This window comes from Pseudomonas sp. AC239 (assembly GCF_979258545.1).
The window spans coordinates 1,901,522-1,915,996 of sequence record NZ_OZ409864.1; the positions used below are offsets into that span (position 1 = coordinate 1,901,522).

Consider the following 14,475-nt stretch of genomic DNA (forward strand, 5'->3'; position numbering starts at 1 on the left):
CGTGAATAAATCGGTCTACGCTATCCAGAACTGACCGGTCACGGTTTGGCCTGTTGAAATTGTCGTGCAATTGGCACAGATTGATCGCAGAACAAATACAACAACTGTTTCGCCTGTTGTCCTACCGGGTTTTTCTCTCGGTCTGACAGCCCCTTCTACACCGCGTGTAGGAAATGGCGAAAGATCAGCCCAAGGGGTCGTGGTTTTGAAAAATTGCCTGCTTGTCACGGGTCTCGCCAGTTTCGCGCATCACTCTCCGCGCCTAAGTTTGGTGTCCGCAGGAGCGGCGAACTCGGAGCGCGCGCTATGACTCGACTGTTGGTGGAGTGCACACACGTATTCAACCACCCGAAACTCAATTCGGGGATTCAGCGGGTGGTGCGCAATGTCATTAACAAACTGACCTCCAGTGTTGGTGATAGCGAGTGCATACCGGTGGTATTGCTCAATGGCCAGCTCTATCGGGTCTTGCGCCTGGCGCCCCTGAACACGCCGGTGTTCAACGCCCTCGCGACATTCGCTGATCGCCTGGAACGCCTCGCTCATCGCTTCTGGCAATGGCATCAACGCCGCGACGCCAAATGCCCGTCGAAGCTGACACGGAGGGCGCTGTATGTGGCGTATCGCCTGACCTCATTCGCCGTATTTGGTGTGCCGCTGCGATTGTTCACCCGCCTGCGGCATTTCCAGTTACTCAAGCGCTGTTCACCGTTGCAGCACCAGCCTGATGATCAACTGGTGTTGCTGGACTCGTCGTGGCATTCGGATTTCTTTCCCCATGTCGAACGGCTCAAGCGCGAAGGCGTCGCAATCATTGCGGTGATCTATGACCTCATTCCCCTGACGCATCCCCATTTCTACGAAGCCCGGCCCGCGCAGGTGTTCAGTGAGTGGTTTGACTGGGTGTGCCGCACTGCCGACGGTTACATGGCCATTTCCGCCACTGTGCGCGACGAGGTGCGCCATGAACTGCAGCGCCGACTCGGCCCCGCGCAGGCTGAAAAGCGCTGGTTCGACTACTTTCATTTGGGCTCCGAGCTGGACTTGCACAATTCGGCAGCAGCAGTGGAACCCGCTTTGCACCAAATGTTCGAGGCACCCGGCCCGGTTTTCCTGATGGTCAGCACGATCGAACCGCGCAAGAACCATGCGTATCTGCTCGATGCTTTCGAGCGTGCCTGGGCGGGCGGTTCCGGCGCCAGGCTATGCATCGCAGGGCGCATCGGCTGGAAGTGCGACGAGTTGCTATCGCGAATACGGCATCATCCCGAGCTCAACCGACGCCTGTTCATGTTCAACAACCTGAGCGACACCAGCCTCGAGCATGCTTATACGCGAGCCAGCTCATTGGTCTTTCCGTCATTTGTCGAAGGTTTCGGCCTGCCTCTGGTAGAAGCCATGCAACGAGGCTTGCCGGCCATGGGAAGTGACATCGCGGCCTTTCGTGAAATAGGCGGCGAGTTCATGGCCTATTTCGATCTGCAGGAGCCGCAAAGCCTGACCGACCTGATCAAGGCCTTCGAGGCCAGCGGCCAGTTCCCTGCCAGCAAGGATGTCAACGAATGGCGCTGGATTGACTGGCGCGAAGCAAGTCAGCAACTGGTCGAGCGCATTGCGCGACGCGTCCTTGCGGGACAGGCCACGCAAGCCGGCGTTACCCGCGAGAGCGCAAGTGAAGCGGTAGATGAGCCGCCGGGGCTTGGCGAATATCCGCGACTGCGTCCGTCAGGCAGTTTTCTGTAGCCCGGCCACCGTACGCGGCATCGCGACAAAACCCGGCAACGCTTCGATCCGCGCCAGCCAGGCGCGAACGTTGGCGTAGTCATCCAGCGAGACATTGCCCTCCGGCGCGTGGGCAATGTAGCTGTAGGCAGACACGTCAGCGATGGTCGGCTTTTCGCCCGCCAGATACGCTGTCTTGCCCAATTCCAGCTCCATGACCTTGAGCAGGTTGTGCGCACGGCCAATGACCTCCTCGGCATTCAGTTGCGCACCGAACACCGTGATCAGGCGCGCCGCCGCCGGGCCAAATGCGATCGGTCCCGCCGCCGCCGACAGCCAGCGCTGCACATGGGCTGCGCCCACCGGGTCGGTCGGCAGCCAGCGACCGTTGCCATACTTCTGCGCCAGATAAACCAGAATCGCGTTGGAATCGGCCAGCACCACGCCGTTGTCATCAATCGCCGGCACTTGGCCGAAGCTGTTGATCGCCAGGTACTGCGGCTGCTTGTGCTCACCCTTGGCCAGATCGACGAAGATCAGCTCGGTCGGCAGTTGCAGCAGCGACAGCATCAACTCGACGCGATGGGCATGGCCGGAACGTGGGAAGTTGTAGAGTTTGATCGCTTGCATGGTCGACTCCGCTGGAAAGTGACGTCGCTACGGGGATGAGCGCGCCGATAGCGTCATCATCCATGGGTTGCCGGAACAACAGAATAACCAGCCGCTGCAATCGATTATTTCATCTCGTGCAATAACGCCGCAGCGCTCAAGGCCGGATGCTCACGCAGCGCCTTCACGGCGAAGTCGACAAAACTGCGAATCCGCGCCGGCGCCTTGCGCCCGCCCTGATACACCACATGAATCGGCAACGGCGGCAACTCAAACTCGGCGAGGACGATTTCCAGCTCGCCCGCCGCCACCTTGTCCGCCACTTGATAGGACAGCACTCGCGTCAGGCCCAGGCCTTTGCGCGCGGCGGTGATCGCCGACTGATTGGCCGTGACGGTCAGGCGCGGTTCGGTGCGCACGCTGAAGGCTTCACCGCCGTCGAGAAACGGCCAGTTACGTTGCTGGCCTATCGCGGATGTCGCCACCACCGGCAGCGCGGCCAGGGCCTGGGGATGCTCCGGTCGGCCGTGTTCAGCCAGAAACGTCGGCGAAGCGCAAATCACCCGTCGCACTTCCCCGACACGAATCGCATGTTGATTGCTGTCCGGCAACTCACCGATGCGCACCGCAACATCGATGCCCTCCTCGACCATATTGACGACCCGATCCAGCAACAGCGCGTTGATCGACACATCGGGGTAACGACAGAGGTAATCGGCCATCACTGGCGTGACAAAAAGATCGCCAAACAACACCGGCGCAGTAATCGTCAATTGCCCACGGGGCAAGGCATGGCTGCCTGCCGCCGAATCCTCGGCCTCCTGCACTTCGGCGAGAATCCGCCGGCAGTCATCGCAGTATCGCTGCCCGGCTTCGGTGAGATGCACGGTGCGCGTAGTGCGCACCAGCAACTGCGTACCAATGTGCTGCTCCAGCGCCGCCACCGCCCGCGTGACACTTGCCGCCGACAGACCCAGACGCCGCGACGCCGCCGAAAAGCCTTGCTCCTGGGCAACGACAACGAAGATCTGCATTTCCTGAAAGCGGTCCATGGGATTCCTCGGTGGCGGATACGACAATCGCAGCCGAGGCTGCGATTGTGGGAGCGTAGATCAACGGTGGATAACTTATTCCACAGTGACCGATTTCGCCAGATTACGCGGTTGATCGACGTCGGTGCCCTTGAGCACGGCAACGTAATACGACAGCAGTTGCAGTGGGATCGTATAAAGGATCGGTGAAAGAATGTCGTGAATGTGTGGCATCTGCACTACGTGAGTGCCTTCGCCATTGGTCATCGCGGCCTTGACGTCGGCAAACACAATCAGCTCACCGCCACGGGCGCGGACTTCCTGCAAATTGGACTTGAGCTTCTCCAAAAGTTCGTTGTTCGGCGCGACGGTGACCACCGGCATGTCGTTATCCACAAGTGCCAGCGGGCCATGTTTTAGCTCGCCGGCCGGGTAGGCCTCGGCGTGGATGTAGGAGATTTCCTTGAGCTTCAAAGCACCTTCCATCGCCACCGGGAATTGCGCGCCACGGCCGAGAAACAGAGTGTGGTTTTTCTCGGCGAACAGCTCGGCGATTTTTTCCACGGTGCTGTCCATCGCCAGCGCTTCGCCGAGACGGGTCGGCAGGCGACGCAGTTCTTCGACGAGTGTGGCTTCGACGCCGTTGGCCAGAGTGCCGCGCACCTGACCCAGCGACAAAGTCAGCAGCAACAGGCCGACCAGTTGCGTAGTGAAGGCTTTGGTCGAGGCCACGCCGATTTCGCGACCGGCCTGGGTCAACAGGGTCAGGTCGGATTCACGAACCAGCGAGCTGATGCCGACGTTGCAGATGGCCAGGCTGGCGAGAAAGCCCAGCTCCTTGGCATTGCGCAGCGCCGCGAGGGTGTCAGCGGTTTCGCCGGATTGCGAGATGGTCACGAACAGCGTGTCCGGCTGCACCACTACTTTGCGATAACGGAATTCGCTGGCGACTTCGACCTGGCACGGGATGCCGGCCAGTTCCTCGAGCCAGTAGCGCGCGACCATGCCGGCGTGAAAACTGGTGCCGCAGGCGACGATCTGCACATTGCGCACTTTGGCGAACAGCTCGGCGGCTTGCGGACCGAAGGCCTCAACCAACACCTGATTGTTGCCCAGACGACCTTCGAGGGTGCGCTGGACCACGGTCGGTTGCTCGTGGATTTCCTTGAGCATGTAGTGGCGGAACTCGCCCTTGTCGGCGGCTTCGGCACCGTCGGTGTATTGCACGGTCTGGCGCTCGACGGCATTGCCGTTTATGTCCCAGATCTGCACATTGTCGCGACGGATTTCAGCGATATCGCCTTCTTCCAGGTACATGAAACGGTCAGTGACCTGACGCAGAGCGAGTTGGTCGGAAGCGAGGAAGTTTTCGCCCAGACCCAGGCCAATCACCAGAGGGCTGCCACTGCGCGCGGCGACCAGACGATCCGGTTGTCGGGCATTGATCACCGCCAGACCGTAAGCCCCGTGCAGCTCTTTGACGGTCGCTTTGAGCGCGGCCGTCAGGTCTGGTTGTTCCTTGAGCTTATGGGTCAGCAGGTGGGCGATGACTTCGGTGTCGGTGTCCGAGCTGAACGCATAACCCAACGCTTTGAGTTGCTCACGCAGGGCTTCATGGTTCTCGATGATGCCGTTGTGCACCACGGCAATGTCGCCGGAAAAATGCGGGTGAGCATTGCGCTCGCACGGCGCGCCATGGGTGGCCCAACGGGTGTGGGCGATACCGAGACGGCCGGTCAGCGGCTGTTCGGCCAGTGCGGTTTCCAGCTCGCTGACCTTGCCCGGACGACGCATGCGTTCCAGGGTCTGGTCGTTGGTATAGACCGCCACACCGGCGCTGTCATAGCCGCGGTACTCGAGGCGCTTCAGGCCTTCAAGAAGGATGGCGGTGATATTACGTTCAGCTACTGCACCGACAATGCCACACATGGTTATTTCTCCTGACTGACAGCCGCACAGATCAACGTGATCCCGCGGGCCTGAAGCTGATCGCGTGCCTCGACGGTCAGGCGATCATCGGTAATGAGGGTATGGATGCTGCTCCAGGGCAGCTCCAGGTTGGGAATCTTGCGGCCGATCTTATCGGCCTCGACCATGACGATGACTTCTCGCGCAACGTCGGCCATCACCCGGCTGAGGCCGAGCAGTTCATTGAATGTGGTAGTGCCGCGAACCAGATCGATGCCGTCGGCGCCGATGAACAGTTGATCGAAGTCGTAGGAGCGTAGTACCTGCTCGGCGACCTGGCCCTGAAAGGATTCCGAGTGTGGATCCCAAGTGCCGCCGGTCATCAGCAATACCGGCTCGTGTTCCAGTTCGCTCAAGGCATTGGCGACATGCAGCGAGTTGGTCATCACCACCAGGCCCGGTTGCTGGCCCAGTTCGGGAATCATCGCCGCAGTGGTGCTGCCGCTGTCGATGATGATGCGCGCGTGTTCGCGGATGCGTTTTACCGCCGCGCGGGCGATCGCCTGCTTGTACTTGGAAATACTCTGCGCCGCTTCTGCGACCAGTTCTTGCGGCATGGTGATCGCACCGCCGTAACGACGCAGCAACAGACCATGGGTTTCCAGCGCCGCGAGATCCTTGCGAATCGTAACTTCGGAAGTTTCGAAACGCTTGGCCAGCTCATCGACACTGACTTCGCCCTGCTCATTGAGCAAGGCGAGGATGTTATGACGACGCTGGGGAGTATTGCGCTTGGACATGGCGACCTAAGTTTCGTTTCGAAAGATAACGCAAGCAATGAAACGCTATCGAAAGGTTGCCGTCAAGACGCGGAGAGAAAAATTCAGAAAGATTGAAATGAGTGTGGGAGCGGGCTTGCTCGCGAAAGCGGTTGTTCATTCAACATTGATGTTGACTGAAACCACGCCTTCGCGAGCAGGCTCGCTCCCACAGGGGGATTGTGGATAAATCAGGATTTTTTGATTTTTTCCGGGCGCTTCCAGCCATCGATGTTCTTCTGACGGGCTCGGCCAACCGCCAGCTGAGCGTTATCCACATTTTGCGTGATGGTAGAGCCAGCCGCAGTGGTTGCACCATTGGAGATATCCACAGGGGCAACCAGCGAGTTGTTGGAACCGATGAACACATCCGCGCCCAAAACAGTTTTCCATTTGTTGGCGCCATCGTAGTTGCAGGTGATGGTGCCAGCGCCGATGTTGGTGCGCGCGCCGATTTCGGCATCGCCCAGGTAGGTCAGATGCCCAGCCTTGGCACCTTCGCCCATGTGCGCATTTTTGAGCTCAACGAAGTTACCCACATGGGCGCGCGCTTCGAGCACAGTGCCCGGGCGCAAACGCGCGAAGGGACCGGCGTCGCTGCCTTCACCGAGAATGGCACCTTCGATATGACTGTTGGCCTTGATAACCACGCCTTTGCGCAGGGTACTGTCCTTGATCACGCAGTTCGGGCCGATCTGTACGTCGTCTTCAATGATCACCTTGCCTTCAAGGATCACGTTGATATCGATCAGTACATCGCGGCCTACGCTGACTTCGCCACGCACATCGAAACGCGCCGGGTCGCGCAGGGTGACGCCTTGAGCCATCAGGCGACGGCCGGCGCGCAACTGGTAATGACGTTCCAGTTCAGAGAGCTGCTTGCGATCATTGGCGCCCTGCACTTCCATCGGGTCGTGCGGTTGTTCGGTAGCCACGACCAAACCATCGCTGACCGCCATTTCGATCACGTCGGTGAGGTAGTACTCGCCCTGCGCGTTGTTGTTCGACAGGCGACTCATCCAGTCAGCCAAGCGATCGGCCGGCACAGCGAGGATGCCGGTGTTGCCTTCGGTGATCGCACGTTGCGCTTCGCTGGCATCTTTGTGCTCGACGATTGCCGCGACCTTGCCGTCAGCATCACGCACGATGCGGCCGTAACCGGTCGGGTCATCCAGCTCAACAGTGAGCAAACCCATCTGCCCGGGCACGACATGCTTGAGCAGACGTCGCAGGGTTTCCACTTCAATCAGCGGCACATCGCCGTAGAGGATTAGCACGGTGCCCGCTTCGATGAACGGCACCGCTTGAGCGGTGGCATGGCCGGTGCCCAGTTGCTTGTCCTGCAACACGAAATTCAGGTCATCAGCTGCCAGACGCTCCCGCACCGCATCGGCACCGTGCCCGATCACCACGTGGATGCGTTGTGGATCAAGTTGTCGGGCGCTGTGGATAACATGACCAAGCATGGAGTTGCCGGCAATCGGGTGCAGCACCTTGGGCAGCGCCGAGCGCATGCGAGTGCCTTGACCGGCCGCGAGGATAACGATTTCGAGAGACATGACTGGCTACCAATCCTGGGTGGTCAGCGACTGCGACCGGTTTGTGGGAATTCGGAAAAGAAAAAAGGGTAGCCGAGGCTACCCTTTTTTATCAATCGCACAACAAGCGGCTGACGGATTAACCGCCAAACTTCTTGCGGATCTGCTGGACGGTGCGCAGCTGGGCTGCAGCCTCGGCCAGACGAGTGGCAGCGGCGCCGTAATCGAAGTCCGCGCCTTTTTCGTTCAGGGCATTCTCGGCAGCCTTGAGAGCTGCCTGAGCCTGAGCTTCATCCAGGTCGGCGGCACGTTGCACGGTATCGGCAAGTACCTTGACCATGTTCGGCTGAACCTCGAGGAAACCACCGGAGATGTAGAACACCTCGGCTTCCCCGCCTTGCTTGATCAGGCGGATCGGACCCGGCTTGAGATTAGTGATCAGCGGCGCGTGACCCAGAGCGATACCAAGATCACCCAGTGCACCGTGCGCAATCACCATCTCGACCAGGCCGGAAAAGATTTCCCCTTCCGCGCTGACGATATCGCAATGGACTGTCATAGCCATCTGATTGCCTCAACCTAAATTAGCGCCCGTTGCCGGGCGCCGGGATTACAGTTTCTTGGCTTTCTCGATCGCTTCTTCGATGCCGCCAACCATGTAGAACGCTTGTTCTGGCAGGTGGTCGTAGTCACCGTTGAGGATGCCTTTGAAGCCAGCAATGGTGTCTTTCAGGGAAACGTATTTACCCGAAGCACCGGTGAAGACTTCAGCCACGAAGAACGGCTGCGACAAGAAGCGCTGGATCTTACGAGCACGGTTAACCAACTGTTTGTCGGCTTCCGACAGCTCGTCCATACCCAGGATCGCGATGATGTCTTTCAGCTCTTTGTAACGCTGCAGAACATACTGAACGCCGCGAGCGGTGTCGTAGTGGTCCTGGCCAATCACGTTCGGGTCCAGCTGACGCGAAGTCGAATCCAGTGGATCTACCGCCGGGTAGATACCCAGGGAAGCGATGTCACGGGACAGAACGACGGTGGCGTCCAAGTGGGCGAAGGTGGTCGCTGGCGACGGGTCGGTCAAGTCGTCCGCAGGTACGTATACCGCCTGGATCGAGGTGATCGAACCTTCCTTGGTCGAAGTGATACGTTCCTGCAGAACGCCCATCTCTTCAGCCAGGGTCGGCTGGTAACCTACTGCCGAAGGCATACGGCCCAGCAGTGCGGATACTTCAGTACCGGCCAGGGTGTAACGATAGATGTTGTCGACGAACAGCAGAACGTCGTTACCTTCGTCACGGAACTTCTCGGCCATGGTCAGGCCGGTCAGTGCTACGCGCAGACGGTTTCCCGGCGGCTCGTTCATCTGACCGTAAACCAGTGCCACTTTGTCCAGAACGTTGGAGTCCTTCATCTCGTGGTAGAAGTCGTTACCCTCACGAGTACGCTCACCCACACCGGCGAACACGGAATAACCGCTGTGCTCGATGGCGATGTTACGGATCAGTTCCATCATGTTTACGGTTTTGCCTACACCGGCACCACCGAACAGACCGACTTTACCGCCCTTGGCGAACGGGCAAACCAGGTCGATAACCTTGATGCCGGTTTCCAGCAGGTCGTTGCCGCCTGCTTGCTCGGCGAACGAAGGTGCTGCGCGGTGAATGCCCCAGCGCTCTTCGGTGTCGATCGGGCCAGCTTCGTCGATCGGGTTACCGAGGACGTCCATGATCCGGCCCAGGGTCGCTTTACCGACCGGTACGGAGATGGCTGCGCCAGAGTCGCTGACTTCCAGACCGCGCTTCAAGCCCTCGGTGGAACCCATCGCAATGGTACGCACCACGCCGTCGCCCAGCTGCTGCTGAACTTCCAGGGTGGTTGCGGCCGCGCTTTGTACAGTCAGCGCGTTGTAGATGCTCGGTACGCTGTCGCGTGGAAATTCCACGTCGATAACGGCGCCGATGATTTGAACGATACGTCCGCTACTCATAGCTGGATCCTCTGAATATTTGAACCGTTAAACCGCGGCAGCGCCGCCGACGATTTCCGAGATCTCTTGGGTGATCGCAGCCTGACGCGCCTTGTTGTAGATCAGCTGCAAATCGCTGATCAAATCACCGGCGTTGTCGGTAGCGTTCTTCATCGCGATCATCCGCGCAGCCTGTTCAGCCGCGTTGTTCTCGACCACCGCCTGGTAGACCTGCGACTCGACGTAACGGACCATCAAGCCGTCAAGCAGCTCCTTGGCGTCCGGTTCGTAGAGATAGTCCCAGTGGTGCTTGAGATCCTGATCCGGGGTTGCCACCAGTGGAATCAACTGCTCCACGGTAGGCTGTTGCGTCATGGTGTTGATGAACTTGTTGGACACCACGGACAGGCGGTCGATACGGCCGTCCAGGTAGGCATCCAGCATCACCTTGACGCTGCCGATCAGATCATTGATCGACGGCTCTTCACCCAGGTGGCTGATAGCTGCAACGACGTTACCGCCGAAGTTGCGGAAAAAGGCCGCACCCTTGCTACCGACTACACACAGATCAATCTCGACGCCGTTTTCGCGGTTTACCGCCATGTCCTTGACCAGGGCCTTGAACAGGTTGGTGTTCAAGCCGCCGCACAGACCACGGTCACTGCTCACCACAACATAACCAACGCGCTTGATTTCGCGGTCGATCATGAACGGGTGGCGGTATTCCGGGTTGGCGTTGGCCAGATGCCCAATTACCTGGCGGATACGCTCCGCATAAGGACGGCTAGCAGCCATGCGCATTTGTGCCTTGCGCATTTTGCTGACCGCCACTTTTTCCATGGCGCTGGTAATCTTTTGCGTGCTTTTGATGCTCGCAATCTTACTGCGAATCTCTTTTGCGCCTGCCATGTAACACCTATCAGGTTAGCAAGCGGGAGCCTCGCGGCTCCCGCTGCGGCTTACCAGGTTTGGGTGGCCTTGAACTTCTCGATACCGGCTTTCATGCCAGCGTCGATTTCGTCATTGAAGTCACCTTTAACGTTGATCTTGGCCATCAAATCGGCGTGATCGCGGTTGAAGAAAGCAATCAGCGCTTGTTCGAAGCTGCCGACCTTGGCGATTTCAATGTCAGTCAGGAACCCACGCTCAGCGGCATACAGCGACAGCGCCATGTCAGCGATCGACATTGGTGCGTATTGCTTCTGCTTCATCAGCTCGGTAACGCGCTGACCATGCTCAAGTTGCTTGCGGGTCGCTTCGTCCAGGTCAGAAGCGAACTGGGCGAATGCCGCCAGTTCACGGTACTGAGCCAGAGCGGTACGGATACCACCGGAGAGCTTCTTAATGATCTTGGTCTGAGCGGCACCACCCACACGGGATACCGAAACACCGGCGTTCACTGCAGGACGGATGCCCGAGTTGAACATGGCCGATTCCAGGAAGATCTGACCGTCGGTGATGGAAATCACGTTGGTCGGAACAAACGCGGAAACGTCGCCAGCCTGGGTTTCGATGATCGGCAGTGCGGTCAGGGAACCGGTTTTGCCGGTCACTGCGCCATTGGTGAACTTCTCTACGTATTCTTCCGAAACGCGGGATGCGCGCTCCAGCAGACGGGAGTGGAGATAGAACACGTCGCCTGGGTAAGCTTCACGGCCTGGTGGACGGCGCAGCAGCAGGGAAATCTGGCGGTAAGCCACTGCCTGCTTGGACAGATCGTCATAAACGATCAGCGCGTCTTCACCGCGGTCGCGGAAGAATTCACCCATGGTGCAACCGGAGTACGGTGCCAGGAATTGCAGCGCAGGAGATTCCGAAGCACTGGCAGCCACGATGATCGTGTTGGCCAGGGCGCCGTTTTCTTCCAGCTTGCGAACCACGTTGGCGATGGTCGATTGCTTCTGACCGATAGCAACGTAGACGCAGAAAATGCCGCTGTCTTTCTGGTTGATGATCGCGTCGATCGCCAGAGCGGTTTTACCGATCTGACGGTCACCGATGATCAGCTCACGCTGGCCACGGCCGACAGGGATCATGGCATCGACAGCCTTGTAGCCAGTCTGTACAGGCTGGTCTACCGACTTACGCCAGATCACGCCTGGAGCAACTTTCTCGACCGCGTCGGTCTCGGTGTTGCCCAGTGGACCTTTGCCGTCAACAGGGTTACCCAGAGCATCGACTACGCGACCCAGCAATTCCTTACCAACAGGAACTTCGAGGATGCGGCCGGTGCACTTGGCGCTCATGCCTTCAGCCAGCGACTGGTAGGAGCCCAATACCACGGCACCTACGGAGTCCTGCTCCAGGTTGAGGGCCATACCGTAGACGCCGCCCGGAAACTCGATCATCTCGCCGTACATGACGTCGGCCAGACCGTGAATCCGCACGATGCCGTCAGATACGCTGACGACAGTGCCTTCGTTACGGGCTTGGGAGGTCACATCGAGCTTGTCGATGCGGCCCTTGATAATTTCACTTATTTCGGAAGGATTGAGTTGCTGCATTGCTCTGCTGCCCCTTCAAACTCAAGATTTCAATGCTTCGGCAAGTTTCGCGATTTTGCCGCGAATCGAGCCATCGATAACCAGGTCGCCGGCGCGGATCACGACACCACCAATCAAGGCAGCGTCCTCCGCAACTTGCAGGCGCACTTCCCGGTTGAGTCGTGCACTGAGAACCTTGGCGAGTTTGTCTTGCTGTTCTTGGTTCAATGCAAATGCACTGGTTACTTCAACGTCTACCGATTTCTCTTGTTCGGCCTTGTACAGGTCGAACAGAGCGGCGATCTCCGGCAGAAGCAGGAGACGGTCGTTCTCGGCAACGACGTTGATGAAATTGCGTGCCTTTTCATCAAACTTGTCGCCGCACACGTCAATGAACGTGGCGGCCTTTTCTGCGCTCGTCAGTCGCGGGGCCTTGAGCACGCGCTGCAGGGTGTCGTCTTGCGACACCGCTGCTGCCAGGCCGAGCATGGCTGACCAATTGGCCAGTTGCTGGTGGGCCTGAGCGTGCTCGAAGGCCGCCTTAGCGTAAGGTCGGGCCAACGTGGTCAGTTCTGCCATGATCGCCCTCGCTTAGATTTCAGCAGCCAGTTGGTTAACCAGCTCTGCGTGCGCGTTTTGATCGATTGTGGCACCCAGGATCTTCTCGGCGCCGCCAACAGCCAGCAAGCCCACTTGGGCACGCAGCTTGTCTTTGACGCTGTTCAGTTCCTGTTCGATCTCGGCTTGAGCCTGAACCTTCACACGGTCAGCGTCGATACGGGCTTTTTCAACAGCCTCTTCGACGATCTGGTTACCGCGTTTCTTGGCTTGCTCGATGATTTCAGCTGCCTGAGCTTTCGCTTCGCGCAGTTGCTGACCCGCTTTCTCTTGGGCCAACTCCAGGTCGCGAGCTGCACGGCTGGCAGCGTCCAGACCATCAGCGATCTTCTTTTGACGTTCGTGCAGAGCAGCGATGACCGGAGGCCATACATACTTCATGCAGAACAGTACAAAAATCAGGAACGCAACGGACTGGCCAATCAGGGTCGCATTAATGTTCACGCCAACACCTCGCAGTTACGTTGTCCATCACACCAAATTACCCGGAAGATCCGAGTAATCAGCCAGCGATCTGACCAACGAACGGGTTCGCAAAGGTGAAGAACAGAGCGATACCAACACCGATCATGGTTACGGCGTCGAGCAGACCGGCAACGATGAACATTTTTACTTGCAGCATTGGAACCATTTCTGGCTGACGCGCTGCGCCTTCCAGGAACTTGCCGCCCAGCAGGCCGAAACCAATTGCGGTACCCAGTGCGCCCAGGCCGATCAACAGTGCAACAGCGATAGCGGTTAGACCAACTACAGTTTCCATCTTTCCTCCCGACTTTTACGTCGTATGGTTTAGGTTTTTTAGATTAAAGCGGTAAAACAAATCGTTTCAGATGCCCCGCAAGGAGCCCCTTCCCGTTTTACCGGGAAGGACATCAGACTAGTCGAGACTGGTCTTAATGGTTTTCTTCGTGCGCCATCGACAGGTAGACGATGGTCAGCATCATGAAGATGAACGCCTGCAGGGTGATGATCAGGATGTGGAACACTGCCCACGCCCACTGCAGAACAACGCCCAGGCCGCTGAGCCAGAGCAGGCCGCTGCCGAACATCACAGCGATCAGAATGAACACCAGCTCGCCGGCATACATGTTGCCGAACAGACGCAGAGCCAGAGAGATCGGCTTGGCGATCAGGGTGACGAATTCCAGCAGGAAGTTCACCGGGATCAGCAGGGCCTGAACGAAGATATTCTTGCTGCCGAACGGGTGCAGGGTCAGTTCGCCGATGAAGCCGCCGATGCCCTTGACCTTGATGCTGTAGAAAATGATCAGTGCGAACACCGAGAACGCCATGCCCAGGGTCGCGTTCGGGTCGGTGGTCGACACGGCGCGGAACGGGATGTGGGCATCGCCGGAGATCAGGATGGCCAGCTGAGGAATCCAGTCGACCGGTACCAGGTCGACGGCGTTCATCAGGAACACCCAGACGAAGATGGTCAGTGCCAGCGGTGCAATCACCGGGCTACGGCCATGGAAGCTGTCTTTCACGCTGCCATCGACGAATTCGACCAATACTTCAACGAAGTTCTGCAAGGCACCCGGCTGACCCGAAGTCGCTTTCTTTGCCGCCATGCGGAAAAGAAGAACGAAGATCAGACCCAGCGCGACCGACCAGCCGAGGGTATCGACGTGGAAAGCCCAGAAGCCCATTTCCTTGGCTTCTGCTGCGGTGTGGGCAAAGCCCCAGCCGCCGTTGGGTAGCTGACCGAAAGTCAGGTTCTGCAAGTGGTGCTGGATATAGCCCGAAGCGGTTGTCTCTGCCATGGTTGCCTCAAACGCC

14 protein-coding genes are annotated in these 14,475 nt (G+C 58.5%); 1 reads left to right on the top strand and 13 read right to left on the bottom strand.

Going from position 1 to position 14,475, the window contains the following annotated elements:
- Positions 1-306 precede the first annotated feature (306 nt).
- The gene (locus ACZ0AZ_RS08835) at positions 307-1,743 is read left to right on the top strand and encodes a glycosyltransferase family 4 protein (RefSeq protein ID WP_129998011.1); all 1,437 of its coding nucleotides are present in this window, start codon (positions 307-309) and stop codon (positions 1,741-1,743) included.
- Here the strand turns inward: ACZ0AZ_RS08835 and ACZ0AZ_RS08840 are convergent.
- From ACZ0AZ_RS08840 to atpB, 13 genes are all read right to left on the bottom strand, one after another.
- Complete coding sequence (locus tag ACZ0AZ_RS08840; RefSeq protein WP_039757221.1) at positions 1,726-2,352, bottom strand: glutathione S-transferase family protein; 627 nt, start codon at positions 2,350-2,352, stop codon at positions 1,726-1,728. The two genes, ACZ0AZ_RS08835 and ACZ0AZ_RS08840, sit on opposite strands and share 18 nt — an antisense overlap.
- A 104-nt stretch (positions 2,353-2,456) precedes the next feature.
- Positions 2,457-3,383: a LysR family transcriptional regulator gene (locus tag ACZ0AZ_RS08845; protein ID WP_463537230.1), complete on the bottom strand. Its 927-nt coding sequence runs from the start codon at positions 3,381-3,383 to the stop codon at positions 2,457-2,459.
- Between the two features lie 75 nt (positions 3,384-3,458).
- Entirely contained in the window at positions 3,459-5,291 is a 1,833-nt protein-coding gene (gene glmS / locus ACZ0AZ_RS08850; protein ID WP_129998013.1) for a glutamine--fructose-6-phosphate transaminase (isomerizing), read from the bottom strand.
- Positions 5,292-5,293: 2 nt separating this feature from the next.
- Positions 5,294-6,070, bottom strand: a complete 777-nt coding sequence (locus tag ACZ0AZ_RS08855) for a DeoR/GlpR family DNA-binding transcription regulator (protein ID WP_129998014.1) — start codon at positions 6,068-6,070, stop codon at positions 5,294-5,296.
- A gap of 209 nt (positions 6,071-6,279) precedes the next feature.
- Complete coding sequence (glmU, locus tag ACZ0AZ_RS08860) at positions 6,280-7,647, bottom strand: bifunctional UDP-N-acetylglucosamine diphosphorylase/glucosamine-1-phosphate N-acetyltransferase GlmU (protein WP_129998015.1); 1,368 nt, start codon at positions 7,645-7,647, stop codon at positions 6,280-6,282.
- Positions 7,648-7,765: 118 nt separating this feature from the next.
- Entirely contained in the window at positions 7,766-8,191 is a 426-nt protein-coding gene (locus ACZ0AZ_RS08865; protein WP_016772407.1) for a F0F1 ATP synthase subunit epsilon, read from the bottom strand.
- A 45-nt stretch (positions 8,192-8,236) separates the two neighbouring features.
- Complete coding sequence (gene atpD, locus ACZ0AZ_RS08870; RefSeq protein ID WP_039757213.1) at positions 8,237-9,616, bottom strand: F0F1 ATP synthase subunit beta; 1,380 nt, start codon at positions 9,614-9,616, stop codon at positions 8,237-8,239.
- A 27-nt stretch (positions 9,617-9,643) separates the two neighbouring features.
- On the bottom strand, positions 9,644-10,504 hold the full coding sequence (atpG, locus tag ACZ0AZ_RS08875; protein ID WP_007911960.1) for a F0F1 ATP synthase subunit gamma: 861 nt from the start codon (positions 10,502-10,504) through the stop codon (positions 9,644-9,646).
- 50 nt (positions 10,505-10,554) lie between these two features.
- A complete protein-coding gene (gene atpA, locus ACZ0AZ_RS08880) occupies positions 10,555-12,099 on the bottom strand; it encodes a F0F1 ATP synthase subunit alpha (protein WP_016772405.1) in 1,545 nt (514 codons plus the stop codon).
- A 21-nt stretch (positions 12,100-12,120) separates the two neighbouring features.
- Complete coding sequence (locus ACZ0AZ_RS08885) at positions 12,121-12,657, bottom strand: F0F1 ATP synthase subunit delta (RefSeq protein WP_016772404.1); 537 nt, start codon at positions 12,655-12,657, stop codon at positions 12,121-12,123.
- A 12-nt stretch (positions 12,658-12,669) separates the two neighbouring features.
- A complete protein-coding gene (locus ACZ0AZ_RS08890; RefSeq protein WP_016772403.1) occupies positions 12,670-13,140 on the bottom strand; it encodes a F0F1 ATP synthase subunit B in 471 nt (156 codons plus the stop codon).
- A gap of 58 nt (positions 13,141-13,198) precedes the next feature.
- A complete protein-coding gene (gene atpE, locus ACZ0AZ_RS08895) occupies positions 13,199-13,456 on the bottom strand; it encodes a F0F1 ATP synthase subunit C (RefSeq protein WP_003097235.1) in 258 nt (85 codons plus the stop codon).
- Between the two features lie 133 nt (positions 13,457-13,589).
- Positions 13,590-14,459 (bottom strand): F0F1 ATP synthase subunit A, encoded by an 870-nt coding sequence (gene atpB, locus ACZ0AZ_RS08900; RefSeq protein WP_016772402.1) that lies wholly within the window; start codon positions 14,457-14,459, stop codon positions 13,590-13,592.
- Between the last annotated feature and the right edge of the window lie 16 nt (positions 14,460-14,475).

Coding starts and splice junctions, on each gene's coding strand:
- ACZ0AZ_RS08855 (WP_129998014.1), bottom strand. CDS start 6,070: ATGTCCAAGCGCAATACTCCCCAGCGTCGTCATAACATCCTCGCCTTG.
- ACZ0AZ_RS08865 (WP_016772407.1), bottom strand. CDS start 8,191: ATGGCTATGACAGTCCATTGCGATATCGTCAGCGCGGAAGGGGAAATC.
- ACZ0AZ_RS08835 (WP_129998011.1), top strand. CDS start 307: ATGACTCGACTGTTGGTGGAGTGCACACACGTATTCAACCACCCGAAA.
- ACZ0AZ_RS08845 (WP_463537230.1), bottom strand. CDS start 3,383: ATGGACCGCTTTCAGGAAATGCAGATCTTCGTTGTCGTTGCCCAGGAG.
- atpE (WP_003097235.1), bottom strand. CDS start 13,456: ATGGAAACTGTAGTTGGTCTAACCGCTATCGCTGTTGCACTGTTGATC.
- atpG (WP_007911960.1), bottom strand. CDS start 10,504: ATGGCAGGCGCAAAAGAGATTCGCAGTAAGATTGCGAGCATCAAAAGC.
- glmS (WP_129998013.1), bottom strand. CDS start 5,291: ATGTGTGGCATTGTCGGTGCAGTAGCTGAACGTAATATCACCGCCATC.
- ACZ0AZ_RS08840 (WP_039757221.1), bottom strand. CDS start 2,352: ATGCAAGCGATCAAACTCTACAACTTCCCACGTTCCGGCCATGCCCAT.
- ACZ0AZ_RS08885 (WP_016772404.1), bottom strand. CDS start 12,657: ATGGCAGAACTGACCACGTTGGCCCGACCTTACGCTAAGGCGGCCTTC.
- atpA (WP_016772405.1), bottom strand. CDS start 12,099: ATGCAGCAACTCAATCCTTCCGAAATAAGTGAAATTATCAAGGGCCGC.
- atpD (WP_039757213.1), bottom strand. CDS start 9,616: ATGAGTAGCGGACGTATCGTTCAAATCATCGGCGCCGTTATCGACGTG.
- glmU (WP_129998015.1), bottom strand. CDS start 7,647: ATGTCTCTCGAAATCGTTATCCTCGCGGCCGGTCAAGGCACTCGCATG.
- atpB (WP_016772402.1), bottom strand. CDS start 14,459: ATGGCAGAGACAACCGCTTCGGGCTATATCCAGCACCACTTGCAGAAC.